Genomic DNA, 14917 nt, shown 5'->3' on the forward strand with positions numbered 1-14917 from the left:
TCGAGCGGACGCAATCTGGCTCCGGCCAGCGAAGATGCAGAGGACGCTTCTCTATCGGAAGGCCTCTCACGCCCGCCCCTCGTCCAGGAACGCTGCGACCGGCACCAGCGCCTCGGCCGGCGCCTCCTCGTGCGGGACGTGGCCGAGATCCGGCAGGACGACGAGACGACTGTCCGGCAGCGCCGCCTGGTAGTCGGCGGCGTTGGCGACCGGGATCATCGCGTCCTTCTCCCCCCACAGGAGCAGGGTCGGCGCGGTGATCGTCGCCAGCAGCGGCGGCGGCTCGACGAGCTCCACCTGCCCCATCCGGGCGATCGTCGCGTCGCGGGCGCCGGGCGCCAGCAGCAGGTCGTAATAGCGGTCGACCGTCGCCTCGGAGAGCCGCAACGGGTCGGCATAGGCCGGCACCAGGTTCATGCGGAGCATGGATCGCGGCAGGACATAGCGCATCAGCTGGACCATCGCCGGCACGTCCGGGCGCTTGCCGTATTCGAGGCCGTGGCTGGCGAACCCGTCCGGCGAGATCAGCACCAGCCTCTCCACCCGCTCCGGATGTGCCGCGGCAAAGCGCCAGGCGAAGCGCCCGCCCATGGAGTTGCCGATCAGCGTCGCCTTGTCGATCGCCAGCCTGTCCATCAACGCCCGCAGCACGTCGAGCGTCCGTTCGTCGGAATAGTCGCCGGTCGGATCGAGGCCCGAGAGGCCGGTCCCGGGAATGTCGAAGCGCACCACCCGATAGCGATCGCCGAGCGCCTCGGCCCACGGCTCCCAGGTGTGCAGGCTGGAGCCGAAGCCGTGCAGCATGATCAGCGCCGGCGCCTCGCGCGGCCCGCTGTCGCGCACGTGCAGCCACACGCCATCGACCTCGATCATGTCGTCCGGCGAATCCATATAGGCCGCCTCCAGCGCAACGCGCGACCGGTCCGGCGTCCACAGCCAGTACAGGCCGAGCGCGAGCGCCGCGACGACGATCAGGGCCAGGACAAGCGACAGGCGCATGAGGCTTCCTCCAGGCCCCCATGTGGCGGGTTGCGCCGGCGCCTGGCAAGCCTGCGGGTGCTTCGCCGATGACACGGCGACCTGCCTGCCCTAGGCTTGGCGGATGTTCCTGACCCTCTTCCTCAAGCTCAAGGACGCCGGCGTCCCGGTCACGTTGCGCGAGCACCTGCTGCTGCTCGACGCGATGCGCGCCGATCTCGTCGGCTTCGACGTCGAGGGCTTCTACTTCCTGGCCCGCGCCACGCTGGTGAAGGACGAGCGCTTCATCGACCGCTTCGACCGCGTCTTCGCCGAGGTCTTCAAGGGCGTCGAATCCGTCGCGGCAGCCGGCGAAAGAGGCATCGACCCTCGCGAACTGCCGGAGGAATGGCTGCGGCGTCTGGCCGAGAAGCACCTCACCGACGAGGAGAAGCAGCTGGTCGAGAGCCTCGGCGGCTTCGAGAAACTCATGGAGACGCTAAAGCAGCGGCTGGAAGAGCAGAAGGGCCGCCATCAGGGCGGTTCCAAATGGATCGGCACCGGCGGCACCTCCCCCTTCGGCGCCTATGGCTACAACCCGGAAGGCGTGCGCATCGGCCAAGCGGAGAGCCGCCACCGGCGCGCCGTCAAGGTCTGGGACCGGCGCGAGTTCAAGGATCTCGACGACGGCGTCGAGCTCGGCACCCGCAACATCAAGATCGCGCTGAAGCGGCTCAGGCGGTGGGTCCGCGACGGTGCACAGCAGGAATTCGACCTCTCCGGCACGATCCGCGCCACCGCCGAGCACGGCTATCTCGACGTGAAGACGCGCCCGGAGCGGCGCAATGCGGTCAAGGTGCTGCTCTTCCTCGACATCGGCGGGTCGATGGACGACCACGTCCGGGTCGTCGAGGAGCTGTTTTCGGCGGCGCGCTCGGAGCTGAAGCACCTTGAGTTCTTCTATTTCCACAACTGCCCCTATGAGCGGCTGTGGAAGGACAATCGCCGCCGCCATGCCGAGACGATCGCGACGCAGGACGTCATCAACCGCTTCGGGCATGACTACCGCGCCGTCTTCGTCGGGCATGCCTCGATGAGCCCCTACGAGATCGTGATGCCGGGCGGCTCGGTCGAGCACTGGAACGCCGAGCCCGGGTCGGTCTGGCTGTCGCGCTTTTCCCGGCAATGGCCGCGCATGGCGTGGCTGAACCCGGTGCCGCGGGCGCAGTGGGACTGGACCCAGTCCATCGCGATGATCCGCGAGGCGACCGATGACCGCATGTATCCGATGACGCTCCAGGGCATCGAGGCGGCGACGCGAACGCTCTCGCGTTAGCCGGCCCTTGCCGATATTGCTCCCGCAACGTGGCACGGGTCACGGCACCTTCCCATATGTCTCTGTAACGACAACCTGACGGATACACTTGATGGCCAACCGCCTGCGCTTCGGCGCTCTCTTCACGAGCCTCTTCCTCGTCTTCTCCTTCGTCGCCGTCGACTATGCCGACGCGCGGCGCGGCGGCAGCTTCGGCAGCCGCGGCGGGCGGACGTTCCAGAGTGCACCGGCGACGCAGACCGCGCCGAACGTCACCGCGCCGGTCAACCGCACGATGACCCAGCCCTCGGCCGCGCAGCCGGGTGCAGCCGCCCGCCAGCCCGGCGCACAGGCGCAGCGCGGCGGCCTGTTCGGCGGGCTCGGCGGCGGCCTGCTCGGCGGCCTGCTGCTCGGCGGCATGTTCGGCATGCTGATGGGCACCGGCTTCGGCGGCATGGGCGGCTTCCTGGCGCTGCTGGTCCAGCTGCTGCTGGTCGGGCTCGGCGCCATGCTGCTGATCCGCCTGTTCCGCGGCCGCTCGGCGCCGACGCCGGCCCGGGCATCCGCCGGCGACGGTAGCCGCAACGAGCGCCGCGCCTATCAGGATAGCCCTCCGGCGGCGGGTGCAGGCAGCTTCCGCATCCCCTCGATCGGCTCGGGCGCCGGTGCAGCGGCCGGTGCCGCAGGCGCCAAGGCAGCAGCTACCCCAGTGGCCAGTGGCTCCGACGAAGTCGGCATCACCGACGAGGACCTCGAGACGTTCGAGCAGCGCCTCGTCGCCGTGCAGGCTGCCTTCTCCCGCGAGGACTACGCGGCGCTGCGCCAGCTGACCACGCCGGAAGTGATGTCCTATCTCGCCGAGGAACTTTCGGACAACGCCACCTCGGGCCGCAAGAACGACGTGCTCGACGTCAAGCTGGAGCAGGGCGATCTCGCCGAGGCATGGCGCGAGGGCCCGAGCGACTATGCCAGCGTCGCCATGCGCTTCTCGTCGATCGACGTGATGCGCGATCGCACGACCGGCGAGGTCGTCGAGGGTAATCCCGAGACCCCGACCGAAGCCACCGAGCTGTGGACCTTCGTGCGCGAGCGCGGCGGCGACTGGAAGCTGTCGGCGATCCAGGAAGCCTGAGGCTCAGCGGCGGGACGCTCCGGCGTTCCGCCGCCTCCTTCAGAAGCCCGCAGCCCGGGCCAATGCGACCATCGTCGTGCCGATGGCGACGGTGGCGATCAGCGGCAGGCGCAGCGACAGCGCGATGCAGATGACGATCGCCACGCGCTCCGGCCAGTCGCCGGACACCAGCACCGGCGTCACGATCGTCGTCAGCACCGCAGCCGGAACCGCGTTCAGCGCCGCATCGAGCCGCGGCGGGATTCGCCCGAACCTTGCCAGCAGCAGATGCCCGCCGGCTCTCGTCAGGTAGGTCAGCGCGCCGGCGGCGAGGATGATCAGCCAGATCTCACTCATCGCCGCCCGCCGTTTCGGCCTGCCGCCTCGGCGGCGCGAGCGCTGCGACCGCGACGCCGGCGAGCCCGCCGATCGTCACGTGCCAGGGCGGGCCCAGGGTCGCGTAGACGAGGAGGGACACGGCGGCGCTACTCGATGCAACGAGATAGAAGGCATTGCGCGCCCGGAAGGTCATCAGCAGCGACAGGAAATAGACCGGCAGGACGAAATCCAGTCCGTATTTCTCCGAATCCCCGATCATCGAGCCGAACACCGCACCGATCAGCGTCGAGCCGATCCACACGAGGTAGAGCAGGATGCCGTAGGCGAAGTAGAACGTCTTCGTCAGCGGCTGCTGCAGCGCCCGCGCCTCTGCCGCGCCGAACATCGGATCGGTGAGCAGGAAGAACGCCGCCGCCTTCTCCAGCGGGTTGAAGCGCGTGAGATGCCGGCCGACCGACGCCGAGTAGAGCACGTGGCGAAAATTCAGAGCGACCACCGTCAGCAGCACCGACCAGATCGGCGCGCCGACCCCGATCATCTGCAGCGCCGCAAGTTGCGAGGCACCGGCATAGAGCGAGATGGAAAATCCCATCGCCTGCCACAGCGTCAGGCCCTCGGCGACGGCCACCGCGCCGTACACCATCCCGAAGGGCGTCACGGCGAGCATCACCGGCAGAAGCTGGCGCAAGGCGGCGCGGATTTCCAGGCGGGCGGAATGGGTCAAGCGGGCGCTCGGCAGGGATGGATGCGGCGGGAGAGCCGGCTGGCTCGTCAGGCGGATTACGCCGGGCTCCGGGCGGAGGCAAGCGGAAGCGTGAGCACCGCCTGCGCAAGCGGCGACGGCGCTACAGCGCTGCCTCGATGATCGTGCGCTGGAACTCGGCAAGGGCAACGGCCCAGCGGTCGAAGGCATCGACCAGTTGCGGCCGGGTCAGGCCGCCGACCAGCGACAGGTTCAGCTCGATCACCGGCAGCCCGTCCTCGCCGAGATAGCCCTTGTTGAACGGCTGCGAGCGGTTCCACTCGTTGATCGCCTCGAGCTGGACGCCTGGCGTGTCCCAGATGGCATAGAAATCCAGCACCTTGCAGTCGCGGTTGGCGACGCATTCGAGGAAGAAGATCTGGTAGCCGATGCCGTTCATCTCGCCGGTTATCACCGGATCGCCGTTGTCCGCGGCGATCTCGTCAGCCTCGCCATAGCCACGGGCAATGTCGGCGATGGCCCCGACGTCGTTCGCCGCGACGACCGGTGCCGCCAGGGCCTGGGCGGGGATTGTGAGGCCCGGCGCGAGCGGCGTTTCTAAGGTCTCGGCCGAAAATGCAGCCCCGCCGGCACCCGTGAGCAAAAGCAGCGTGAAGAGGCCGGTGCGCAGCACGCGCGGCGGACTGAAGGACATGAGCGATTCCCGTTCGTGAAACGCCAATCTCGGCTTACCCCGACATCGCCGCAACCCGTCATCGCGCCTTATCAACGCTTCTGCCGCCGACCGTGGCCCTGCTGCCATGCAGCTTCCGGCGCGTCAGCACCGAGCCCACGCGTCCGGCGCGTCCGCCGCAGGGTTTGCAAGCCGGCCCGAAACCGCTAGCACGAGCCCGGCACCAAGATTTCGGAGAGATGCATGAAGACCAGAGCCGCCGTGGCGTTCGAGGCCAAGAAACCGCTCGAGATCGTCGAGCTCGACCTGGAAGGTCCGAAGGCCGGCGAGGTGCTGGTCGAGATCATGGCGACCGGCATCTGCCACACCGACGCCTATACGCTCGACGGGCTGGATTCCGAGGGGCTGTTCCCGTCGGTCCTCGGCCACGAGGGCGCGGGCATCGTCCGCGAGGTCGGCGCCGGCGTCACCTATGTGAAGCCCGGCGACCACGTGATCCCGCTCTACACGCCGGAATGCCGCCAGTGTAAGTCGTGCCTCTCCGGCAAGACCAACCTGTGCACCGCGATCCGCGCCACCCAGGGCAAGGGCCTGATGCCGGACGGCACCACCCGCTTCTCCTACAAGGGCCAGGCGATCCACCACTATATGGGCTGCTCGACCTTCTCGAACTTCACCGTCCTGCCCGAGATCGCCGTCGCCAAGATCCGCCAGGACGCGCCGTTCAAGACCACCTGCTATTGCGGCTGCGGCGTGACCACCGGCGTCGGCGCTGTGGTCAACACGGCGAAGGTAGAGCCGGGCGCCAACGTCGTCGTCTTCGGCCTCGGCGGCATAGGGCTGAACGTCATCCAGGGCGCCCGCCTCGTCGGTGCCGACAAGATCATCGGCGTCGACATCAATCCGGACAAGGAAGAGTGGGGCCGCCGCTTCGGCATGACGCATTTCGTCAATCCGAAGGAGATCGACGGCGACATCGTCCAGCACCTCGTCGGCCTGACCGACGGCGGCGCCGACTACACGTTCGACTGCACCGGCAACACCACGGTGATGCGCCAGGCGCTCGAGGCCTGCCATCGCGGCTGGGGCGTCTCGGTGGTCATCGGCGTCGCCGAATCCGGCAAGGAGATCTCCACCCGGCCGTTCCAGCTGGTCACCGGCCGCGTCTGGAAGGGCTCGGCCTTCGGCGGCGCGCGCGGTCGCACCGACACGCCGAAGATCGTCGACTGGTACATGGACGGCAAGATCCAGATCGACCCGATGATCACCCACACGCTGACGCTGGAGGAGATCAACAAGGGCTTCGACCTGATGCACGAGGGCAAGTCGATCCGCTCCGTGGTGGTCTTCTGATGGAAACCGTCTCGACGGCGAAAGCCTTCGGCGGAACGCAGGGCGTCTATCGCCATGCGTCCGCCGCCACCGGCACCGACATGACCTTCGCGGTCTACGTGCCGGAGCATGCGCCGGGCGCGAAGCTGCCGGTGGTCTGGTATCTCTCCGGCCTCACCTGCACCCATGCCAACGTCATGGACAAGGGCGAGTATCGCCGCGCCTGCGCCAAGCTCGGGCTGATCTTTGTCGCGCCGGACACCAGTCCGCGCGGCGACGGCGTACCGGACGATGCGGATGCGGCCTATGATTTCGGCCTCGGCGCCGGCTTCTATGTGGATGCGACGCAGGAGCCCTTCGCGAAGAACTACCGCATGTGGTCCTACGTCACCGAGGAACTGCCGGCGCTCCTCGCCGCCGAGTTCCCGGTTGATCCGCAGCGCCAGTCGATCCTCGGCCATTCCATGGGCGGCCACGGCGCGCTGACCATCGGCCTGACCTATCCTGATCGCTACAAGGCGGTTTCGGCCTTTGCGCCGATTGTCGCACCGAGCGAAGTGCCGTGGGGCCAGAAGGCCCTGCCCGGCTATCTCGGCGAGGACCGCGCGGCATGGCGCAAGCACGATGCTGTGGCGCTGATCGAGGACGGCGCGCGGGTCGCCGAGCTCTTGGTCGACCAGGGCGAGGCCGACAATTTCCTGGCCGCCCAGCTGCAGCCCGAACGCCTGGAAAAGGCCTGCGCGGACGCCGGCATCGCGCTCACGCTGCGCCGCCAGCCGGGCTACGATCACAGCTACTTCTTCATCTCGACCTTTATGGCCGACCATCTCGGCTGGCACGCCGAGCGGCTCCGGAAGTAACACCGAAACCGGCGGCCGCGGGCGATCGCGGCTGCCATTCCTTCGACGCTCTCGCCGTCGACTGGAGTCGTAGCCGGCAAGCGAATACCGGAACCATCCGGGACACAGCCTGTTTCGGAGTCCCCTGAACGAGGCGCTCCGTCCCCATGCCCAGTACCCATAGCGTCAACGACGACATCGCTGCATCTCCTCTCGAGGCCGAGCTGCGCAGCTTCATCATGGACCAGGGCTTTCCCTGCGTCGGCGCCAAGTCTGCCCTGCAGCGTGGCCGCATGACGATCCACACGGCCCGCAGCATCGACAGTGCCTGGAACGACCTGGAGATCCAGGACCGGTTGATGCACTTTGCCTGGGAATACAGCCAGGAGCCGATGCTGTTCACCAGCTTCGCGGTGATCTTTGAAGGTCCGTCCGAGCTGACCGAGGAAGGCTTCGAGCAGAGCCTGTGGGAGCGCATCCAGTCGCTTGCCGACAAGGACGCCTGGCGCGGCCAGAAGCACGATCCGCGCGTCAGCTCCGACCCTGCCGACCAGCATTTCTCGCTGAGCTTTGGCGGCGAGGCATTCTTCGTCGTCGGCCTTCATCCCAAGGCCAGCCGGCCGGCACGGCGCTTCGCCCACCCGACGATGGTGTTCAATCTCCACAACCAGTTCGAGATGCTGCGCGAAGCGAACCGCTACGAGAAGCTCCGCGAGGCGATCATCGACCGCGACGTGAAGCTCGCCGGCGCGCCGAACCCGATGCTTGCCCGGCACGGCACGATCTCCGAGGCGCGGCAATATAGTGGCCGCGCCGTCGGCCCCGAATGGACCTGCCCCTTCTCCCGCAAGGCAGAGGCGGCCGTCCTGCCGGCGGCCAACGAGGAGTCGCCGGACGTCCGGCGCGCATCATGAGCGCCAACGGGCACAGCCATCACATCCCGCCGCGCAGCGGCGCCGCCTTCGAACTGAAAGCCGGCGAGGAACTGATCGTCATCGACCCGGAAGGCGGCCAGGTTGCCGACCTCCTGGCGGTATCGCTTGCCGACATCAGGGAGATGCTGTCGTCTGGCCGGACGCTCGACTACGCCGAGCGGATCTACCTCACCACCGGCGACAAGCTCTATTCCAACCGGTCCAACGTCATGCTCGAGATCGTCGAGGACACGGTCGGCCGTCACGATTTTCTGCTGACGCCGTGCAGCGAGGCGACCTTCCGCCTCTGCTACGACAACGAGCCGCCGCACCAGGGCTGTCACGGCAACCTCGCTGCCGCGCTGGCACCCTGGGGCGTCACCGACGACGCCATCCCGGTCGCCTTCAACTGCTTCATGAACGTGCCCGTCGACGGCGAGACCGGTCGCTTCAAGGTCCTGCCACCGCTGAGCAAGGCCGGCGACCACATCACGTTCCGCGCCGAGATGGATCTCGTCATCGGCCTCACCGCCTGTTCGGCTCCCGCCAGCAATGGGGGCAGCTTCAAGCCGATCCACTACCGGATCGTGCCGAAGGACGAAGGCGGCACGGCTTCGGACGGCTGAACCGCAGGGGGCGGGCTCAGCCCGCCTCGCCGCCCCGCCCGATCCGAACGAACCAGGCGTCCTCGTCGATCACCTCGATCTCGAACTCGGCCGCCTTTTTGAGCTTAGAACCGGCGCCGGGGCCGGCGACGACCAGGTCGGTCTTCTTCGACACCGAGCCCGCTACCTTGGCGCCCAGCGCCTCGGCCATGGCCTTGGCCTCGTCGCGGGTCATCCGCTCCAGCGAACCGGTGAACACGATGGTCTGGCCGGAGACCGGCGAGGTCGCCGCTGGCTTCGCCACCGTCTCGATGGTCAGCTCCCGCACCAGTTCGTCGACGAGATGGCGGTTGTGCTCCTCGGAGAAGAACCGCGCCACGGCGGTGATCACCGCCCCGCCGATATCTTCCAGCGCGTCCATCTCGGCGGCGGCCTCGGCGTCCCCCTCGGCCACCTTCAGCGCTGCCTCGTGGAACGCTTCGAAGCTGCCATAGGCGCGGGCTAGCGTCTTCGCCGTCGCCTCGCCGACATGGCGGATGCCGAGCGAGAAGATCAGCCGGTCGAGCGCGATCGTCCGCCGCGCCTCGATCGCGTCGAAGAGGTTGCGGGCCGAGACCTCGCCGAAGCCTTCCTTGTCCTTCAGCTTCTTCAGCGAGGCGGCATCGCGCCCCCGCATCTTGAAGATGTCGGCGGGCGTGCGGACGCGGAAATCCGGGTCGTCGTAGAACAGGTCGATCTGCTTCTCCCCCAGACCGTCGATGTCGAAGGCCTTGCGGGAGACGAACAGCTTCAGATGCTCGCGCCGCTGGAACGGACAGGCGAACTCGCCGGTACAGCGGCGAACCACGCTCTGCGCGCCGGAGGCCGTCTCCTCGCGCACCACCGGCGTCTTCAGCTCGCACGGGCACGTTTCGGGGAAGGCGAAGGGCTCTGTGCCCGCCGGGCGCTTCTCCGCGACGATGCCGAGCACCTGCGGGATCACGTCGCCGGCGCGCTGGATCTGCACCGTGTCGCCGACCCGCACATCCAGCCGCTCGATCTCCTCGGCATTGTGCAGCGTGGCGTTCTGCACGACGACGCCGCCCACCGTCACCGGGTCGAGCTTGGCGACCGGGGTCAGCGCGCCCGTCCGCCCCACCTGGATCTCGATGTCGCGGAGTACCGTGGTGGCCTGCTCGGCCGGAAACTTGTGGGCGATCGCCCAGCGCGGCGAGCGCGAGACGAAGCCGAGCCGCTTCTGCAGGGCGAGGTCGTCGACCTTGTAGACGACGCCGTCGATATCGTAGCCGAGCCCGGCCCTTCCCTCCTCGATCTGGTGGTAATGCGCGATCAGCCCCTCGATCGTCTCGAAGCGCTTCATCAGGTCGAGTGTCTTGAAACCCATCGCCTTCATCGCCGCGACGACGTCCATCTGCGTCTCGCCCGGCACCTCGCTCGCCTCGCCCCAGGCATAGGCGAAGAAGTTCAGCTTGCGGCGCCTTGTGATCCCGGCGTCGAGCTGGCGCAGCGAACCGGCAGCGGCATTGCGCGGGTTGGCGTAGATCGGCTTGCCTTCCTCCGCCTGGCTCGCATTGAGCGCGGCAAAGCCGGCATGGCTCATATAGACCTCCCCGCGCACCTCGAAGATGTCCGGCACGGACCCCTTCAGCCGGTTCGGGATGTCGGCGACAGTGCGCGCGTTGCGGGTGACGTCCTCGCCCGTCGTGCCGTCGCCGCGCGTCGCAGCGGAGACGAGTTCGCCCTGCTCGTAGCGCAGCGACAGCGACAGGCCGTCGATCTTCGGCTCCGCGGTGATGCCCAGCGGCGCCGCCTCGTCGAGCTTCAGGAAGCGCCGGACGCGCTTGGCGAAATCCGCAACGTCCTCGTCCGAGAAGGCGTTGTCCAGCGACAGCATCGGAATCGAGTGACGGATCTTGCCGAACTTGTCCGACACTTCGGTGCCGACCCGCGCGGACGGCGAGTCCTCCCGGATCAGCCCTGGAAACCGCGCCTCGATGGCGCTGTTGCGCCGGCGCAGCGCGTCGTATTCGGCATCGGACACGGTCGGCGCGTCGTCGGCATAATAACGTCGGTCGTGCGCGGCGATCTCGCCGGCCAGCCGTTCCAGCTCCGCCGCGGCATCGGTCTCCGTCAGTTCCTCGACCGGCGTGTCGCTCATCCTGCGTCCCTGTTCATTCCGGAAGCTGCCGCCAGCCATTCCGGCTGGGGCAGGTCGAGCGCTAGCGCCCGTTCGGCGATCCGCCGCGCGACGATCGGCACGCGGAGGGCGAGCGGCATCGCAAACGGTAAGAGCCGCAGAGCGCCGCCGCCGGACTTGCTCACCGTGTCGGTCATCTGGCGGGTCGCCTTCAGCACCTGGTCGACCACCGGCAGGCGCTTGGTCTCGTATTCGGTTTCGCGGCCCTCGGCGAGCAGGAAGGCGAGCGTCGCCGCATCCCAGATGCCGAGATTCATGCCGCGCCCACCGACCGGCGAATGCACGTGGGCGGCGTCGCCCGCTAGGAATACCCGGCCCTTGGCCATGCGCTCGGCGCGCCGGAACGCGACGCCGAAACGCGACGTCCACGTCACCGCCTCGATACCCTCGACCCCCTCGTAGAGCGACTCCGGCGAGCCGCCGAGGCCGATGAACCGCCCGGCATGCGTCCCGAACGGCAGCAGCGCCGAGCCGCCGATCCCGGTGCGAATGTTCACCTTGGCGCGGGTGGCGTCGATCGGCGCCGAGAATCGCACGTCGGCCAGCGAGAACGCGCCCGGATAGCCCTCGCCGCGCCAGGGAATGCCGACCGCCTCGCGCACCCGCGAATGAATGCCGTCGCAGCCGATCACGGCGCGCGCCGCGACCGTCTCGCCGCTCGACAGGACGGCCCGCGGCCGGTGCGTGTCGATGATGTCGTCGAGAGCGACACCCCATTCCACCGCAACGCCCCTTTTCGCCAGCCACTCCACCATGATCCGCTCGGTCCGGCCCTGCGGCAGTGACAGGATGAAGGGCGTCGGCGTGCGCGCGGCCGAAACCTCGATGGAGAACAGCCTGCGCCCGTCGCGCGCGATGTCGGCGCCGCCGATCCGCGCACCCTCGGCGAGCAGCTGCTGGGTGACGCCCGAGGCGGAGAGGATCGCCAGCGTTGTCGGCAGGATGCCGAGCGCCCGCGATTGCTCGGGCGGCGTCGGCCCCTCGCCGGCGTCGATGATCCGCACCGCCAGACCGCGCCGGGTCAGCTCGACCGCTGCGGCGAGGCCGACAGGACCGGCGCCGGCGATCAGGATCACGCTGTCATGCGCCATCGACCCGCCTCCTCAACGCCTCTCCGCGCCGATCAGTCGGGCGGCGGCGGCCCGCGCTTCCTCGGTGACGCTCTCGCCGGCCAGCATCCGCGCGATCTCCTCGCGGCGCCCGGCATCGCCCATCGTGGCGACACGGGTCTCGACACGATCCTCGCCGCTGTCGGCCGTGGCCTTCGATATCAGGAGATGGCTCGTGGCGCGCGCGGCGACCTGCGGCGCGTGCGTCACGGCGAGCACCTGCACCGAGCCCGCCAGCCGCGCCAGCCGACGGCCGATCGCGTCGGCCACCGCACCGCCGACGCCGGTGTCGATCTCGTCGAACACCAGGGTCGGCGCGGAGCCCCGGTCGGCCAGCGCCACCTTCAGCGCCAGCAGGAAGCGCGACAGCTCGCCGCCGGACGCAACCTTCATCATCGGGCCGGGGCGCGTGCCGGGATTGGTGCGCACGAAGAACTCGACGCTGTCGATGCCGGCCGCGGACGGCCGGTCCGCATCGGTCGCCGTCTCGACGATGAATTCGGCGCGCTCGAGCTTGAGGTCGGGCAGCTCCGCCATCACCGCACCTTCCAGCAGCCGAGCGGCGACTTGGCGCTTCTCCGAAAGCGTCGCGGCGATGCCGGCGAAGAATGCTTGCTTCTCCGTCGCCTCCGCCTCCAGCCGGTGCAGCCGGTCCTCGCCCGCGTCGAGATCGGCGAGATCGCCGATCATCCGCGCGGTGAGCTCCGGCAGATCGTCCACCGGCACGTTGAACTTGCGCCCCGCCGCCCGCAGCGCGAACAGCCGTTCCTCGGTCTCCTCCAGCGCCCGCGGGTCGAACTCCAGCGAGCGCAGCGCCGCCGCAAGCGCCATCTGTGCCTCCGACAGCGCGTCGAGCGCCACGTCGATCCGCTCGATCGCCGGGTCGAGCAGGCCGGGCAGTTCGTCCCGGCGGCGGTCGAGACGCTTGAGAAGCCCTGCCAGCGGCGGGATCGGCGAGGAGTGGCCCGACAGTTCCTCGTTGGCGTCGCTGACGTCGGTAGCGATCTTCTCCGAGCGCATCATCGTCTGGCGGCGCGCGGCGAGTTCCTCCTCCTCGCCGGCGATCGGCGAAAGGTCCGACAGCTCCTCCACCGATGCCCGCAGGAAATCCGCCTCGCGCTGGGCGGCGTCGACACGGGCGCGGTGCTGGAGCAGCGCCTGCTCGCAGTCCTTCCAGGCGGCATAGGCCCGCGCCACCGCCTCGGCCTCGCTCTGCAGGCCACCATACTGGTCGAGCAGCAGGCGATGCGCGGCAGGGTCGACCAGCGCCCGGTCGTCGTGCTGGCCGTGGATCTCGACCAGCAGCTGCCCGAGGTCGCGCATCAGGGCGACGCTGGACGGCCGGTCGTTGACGAACACGCGCGTCCGCCCGTCGGCACTCTGGACGCGGCGCAGGATCACGTCGCCATCCGCGTCGATACCGTTCTCGACGAGCATGGCGCGGGCGCGGTGATCGCCGGCGATGTCGAACACCGCCGTCACCTCACCCTGCCTGGCGCCGTGACGCACCAGCCCGCCATCGCCCCGCCCGCCAAGGGCGAGCGAAAGCGCGTCGAGCAGGATCGACTTGCCGGCGCCGGTCTCGCCGGTGAGCACCGACAGTCCCGCCGCCAGGGCGAGATCGAGCCGTTCGATGAGAACGATGTCGCGGATCGAAAGGTGAACCAGCATGGCCCGAATGTCGGTAGTGAAGCGCCGCCGCTATAGCAACAGCCAAGCGAAGATAGGGCGGCCTGTCGAGATCGGCATTGCGCCGAAGACACGAAAGGCCGCCTTCCGGAGAAGACGGCCTCTGGCGTGTTCTAGCTGGCCATGCCGGGCGTCACACCACCGTGCGATCGGGCTCGATGACCGCCGGTCAGGCGCCGGTGATCGCGCGTCCGGCGCTGGCGAACCACGAATTGGCACCGCCTTCGCGCGGCGTCAGGCCCTTGCTCTGCAGCAGCTGGTAGGAGTCGCGGTACCAGGGCGAATCGGGGAAGTTCTGGCCGAGCACCGAGGCGGAGGCCTGCGCCTCGCTGGTCAGGCCCATCGCGTAATAGGCCTCGGTCAGGCGGGCGAGCGCCTCCTCGACCTGGCGCGATTCCGGATAGACGTCGACGACGTTCTTGAAGCGGTTGATCGCCGCCAGATATTCGCGCCGCTCGAGATAATAGCGGCCGACCTGCATTTCCTTGCCGGCCAGCTGGTCGCGGGCGATGCGGATCTTGGTGCGCGCGTCCTCGGCATATTCCGAATCGGGATAGCGCTCCATCACCTCGCGCATGGCGGCGGCGGCCCGCGCCGATTCCTTCTGGTCGCGGGTGACGTCCGGGATCTGCCGGTAATAGGCGAGCCCGATGATGTACTGGGCGTAGGCGGCGTCCTCGGAGCCCGGATAGAGCGCCAGGTAACGCTGCGCCGAGCTGATGGCGTCCTCGTACTCGCCGCTGCGGTAGCTGGCGAAGGCGCGCATGACGAGCGCTTTGCGGGCCCATTCCGAATACGGATGCTGGCGGTCGATCGCCTCGAACTTCGCTGACGCCTCGCTGAGGCGCCCCCCCTCGAGATTGGCGAGGCCCTGGTTGTAGAGAACGTCCGGCGGTTCGGTCTGCGCGGCGAGCGCCAGCGCGTCGACGTCGCTGGTGCCCGAAGACATGCAGCCGGAAAGCCCCCCGAACGCCAGCCCCAGAACGGCCGCCAGTCCCAGCGTCGCCTTGCGCGAGCGCGGAACGGCGCGAGTGGTTTGCGGATTGCTCATATGCGTCGACCCCCTGCCTTCGAAAGGCCCGGCATGTGTACGCCCGACCTTTGATGCCGGCAACGCTCAAGCCGCACCAAGCC

General features: G+C 68.6%; 14 protein-coding genes. 6 read left to right on the top strand and 8 right to left on the bottom strand.

Annotation, left to right across the window (positions count from 1 at the left end):
* Positions 1-66 precede the first annotated feature (66 nt).
* On the bottom strand, positions 67-999 hold the full coding sequence (locus GGR03_RS06660; RefSeq protein ID WP_183206753.1) for an alpha/beta fold hydrolase: 933 nt from the start codon (positions 997-999) through the stop codon (positions 67-69).
* Between the two features lie 103 nt (positions 1000-1102).
* On the opposite strand from GGR03_RS06660, the gene GGR03_RS06665 reads away from it, so the two are divergent.
* Together GGR03_RS06665 and GGR03_RS06670 are read left to right on the top strand one after the other, a co-directional pair.
* Positions 1103-2293 (top strand): vWA domain-containing protein, encoded by a 1191-nt coding sequence (locus GGR03_RS06665; protein WP_183206754.1) that lies wholly within the window; start codon positions 1103-1105, stop codon positions 2291-2293.
* An 88-nt stretch (positions 2294-2381) separates the two neighbouring features.
* The gene (locus GGR03_RS06670; protein ID WP_418884967.1) at positions 2382-3404 is read left to right on the top strand and encodes a Tim44 domain-containing protein; all 1023 of its coding nucleotides are present in this window, start codon (positions 2382-2384) and stop codon (positions 3402-3404) included.
* 39 nt (positions 3405-3443) lie between these two features.
* On the opposite strand, the gene GGR03_RS06675 is transcribed toward GGR03_RS06670, so the two are convergent.
* From GGR03_RS06675 to GGR03_RS06685, 3 genes are all read right to left on the bottom strand, one after another.
* On the bottom strand, positions 3444-3740 hold the full coding sequence (locus tag GGR03_RS06675; RefSeq protein WP_183206756.1) for an AzlD family protein: 297 nt from the start codon (positions 3738-3740) through the stop codon (positions 3444-3446).
* A complete protein-coding gene (locus GGR03_RS06680) occupies positions 3733-4446 on the bottom strand; it encodes an AzlC family ABC transporter permease (protein ID WP_246367614.1) in 714 nt (237 codons plus the stop codon). The genes GGR03_RS06675 and GGR03_RS06680 overlap by 8 nt, the downstream gene beginning before the upstream one ends.
* Positions 4447-4567: 121 nt before the next feature.
* Positions 4568-5119 carry a YbjN domain-containing protein gene (locus GGR03_RS06685; RefSeq protein ID WP_183206757.1) on the bottom strand — a complete coding sequence of 184 codons (552 nt, stop codon included), beginning with the start codon at positions 5117-5119 and terminating at the stop codon, positions 4568-4570.
* Positions 5120-5341: 222 nt separating this feature from the next.
* On the opposite strand from GGR03_RS06685, the gene GGR03_RS06690 reads away from it, so the two are divergent.
* The 4 genes from GGR03_RS06690 to GGR03_RS06705 all read left to right on the top strand — a co-directional run bounded on the left by GGR03_RS06690 (position 5342) and on the right by GGR03_RS06705 (position 8809).
* Positions 5342-6451, top strand: a complete 1110-nt coding sequence (locus GGR03_RS06690; RefSeq protein ID WP_183206758.1) for an S-(hydroxymethyl)glutathione dehydrogenase/class III alcohol dehydrogenase — start codon at positions 5342-5344, stop codon at positions 6449-6451.
* Entirely contained in the window at positions 6451-7290 is an 840-nt protein-coding gene (gene fghA / locus GGR03_RS06695) for an S-formylglutathione hydrolase (RefSeq protein WP_183206759.1), read from the top strand. The genes GGR03_RS06690 and fghA overlap by 1 nt, the downstream gene beginning before the upstream one ends.
* A 146-nt stretch (positions 7291-7436) precedes the next feature.
* On the top strand, positions 7437-8183 hold the full coding sequence (gene gntA / locus GGR03_RS06700) for a guanitoxin biosynthesis heme-dependent pre-guanitoxin N-hydroxylase GntA (protein WP_183206760.1): 747 nt from the start codon (positions 7437-7439) through the stop codon (positions 8181-8183).
* Complete coding sequence (locus GGR03_RS06705; RefSeq protein ID WP_183206761.1) at positions 8180-8809, top strand: DUF1989 domain-containing protein; 630 nt, start codon at positions 8180-8182, stop codon at positions 8807-8809. Before gntA ends, GGR03_RS06705 begins: the two co-directional genes overlap by 4 nt.
* A gap of 16 nt (positions 8810-8825) precedes the next feature.
* On the opposite strand, the gene ligA is transcribed toward GGR03_RS06705, so the two are convergent.
* From ligA to GGR03_RS06725, 4 genes are all read right to left on the bottom strand, one after another.
* A complete protein-coding gene (gene ligA / locus GGR03_RS06710) occupies positions 8826-10946 on the bottom strand; it encodes an NAD-dependent DNA ligase LigA (protein WP_183206762.1) in 2121 nt (706 codons plus the stop codon).
* A complete protein-coding gene (locus GGR03_RS06715; RefSeq protein WP_183206763.1) occupies positions 10943-12076 on the bottom strand; it encodes an FAD-dependent oxidoreductase in 1134 nt (377 codons plus the stop codon). Before GGR03_RS06715 ends, ligA begins: the two co-directional genes overlap by 4 nt.
* 12 nt (positions 12077-12088) lie before the next feature.
* On the bottom strand, positions 12089-13765 hold the full coding sequence (gene recN, locus GGR03_RS06720) for a DNA repair protein RecN (RefSeq protein WP_183206764.1): 1677 nt from the start codon (positions 13763-13765) through the stop codon (positions 12089-12091).
* Positions 13766-13952: 187 nt separating this feature from the next.
* Positions 13953-14834: an outer membrane protein assembly factor BamD gene (locus GGR03_RS06725; RefSeq protein ID WP_183206765.1), complete on the bottom strand. Its 882-nt coding sequence runs from the start codon at positions 14832-14834 to the stop codon at positions 13953-13955.
* Between the last annotated feature and the right edge of the window lie 83 nt (positions 14835-14917).

It is taken from the genome of Aurantimonas endophytica (genome assembly GCF_014196845.1).
GTDB classification, from domain to species: Bacteria; Pseudomonadota; Alphaproteobacteria; order Rhizobiales; family Rhizobiaceae; genus Aurantimonas; species Aurantimonas endophytica.

Coding starts and splice junctions, on each gene's coding strand:
- GGR03_RS06660 (WP_183206753.1), bottom strand. CDS start 999: ATGCGCCTGTCGCTTGTCCTGGCCCTGATCGTCGTCGCGGCGCTCGCG.
- GGR03_RS06665 (WP_183206754.1), top strand. CDS start 1,103: ATGTTCCTGACCCTCTTCCTCAAGCTCAAGGACGCCGGCGTCCCGGTC.
- GGR03_RS06675 (WP_183206756.1), bottom strand. CDS start 3,740: ATGAGTGAGATCTGGCTGATCATCCTCGCCGCCGGCGCGCTGACCTAC.
- GGR03_RS06685 (WP_183206757.1), bottom strand. CDS start 5,119: ATGTCCTTCAGTCCGCCGCGCGTGCTGCGCACCGGCCTCTTCACGCTG.
- GGR03_RS06690 (WP_183206758.1), top strand. CDS start 5,342: ATGAAGACCAGAGCCGCCGTGGCGTTCGAGGCCAAGAAACCGCTCGAG.
- fghA (WP_183206759.1), top strand. CDS start 6,451: ATGGAAACCGTCTCGACGGCGAAAGCCTTCGGCGGAACGCAGGGCGTC.
- gntA (WP_183206760.1), top strand. CDS start 7,437: ATGCCCAGTACCCATAGCGTCAACGACGACATCGCTGCATCTCCTCTC.
- GGR03_RS06705 (WP_183206761.1), top strand. CDS start 8,180: ATGAGCGCCAACGGGCACAGCCATCACATCCCGCCGCGCAGCGGCGCC.
- ligA (WP_183206762.1), bottom strand. CDS start 10,946: ATGAGCGACACGCCGGTCGAGGAACTGACGGAGACCGATGCCGCGGCG.
- GGR03_RS06715 (WP_183206763.1), bottom strand. CDS start 12,076: ATGGCGCATGACAGCGTGATCCTGATCGCCGGCGCCGGTCCTGTCGGC.
- recN (WP_183206764.1), bottom strand. CDS start 13,765: ATGCTGGTTCACCTTTCGATCCGCGACATCGTTCTCATCGAACGGCTC.
- GGR03_RS06725 (WP_183206765.1), bottom strand. CDS start 14,834: ATGAGCAATCCGCAAACCACTCGCGCCGTTCCGCGCTCGCGCAAGGCG.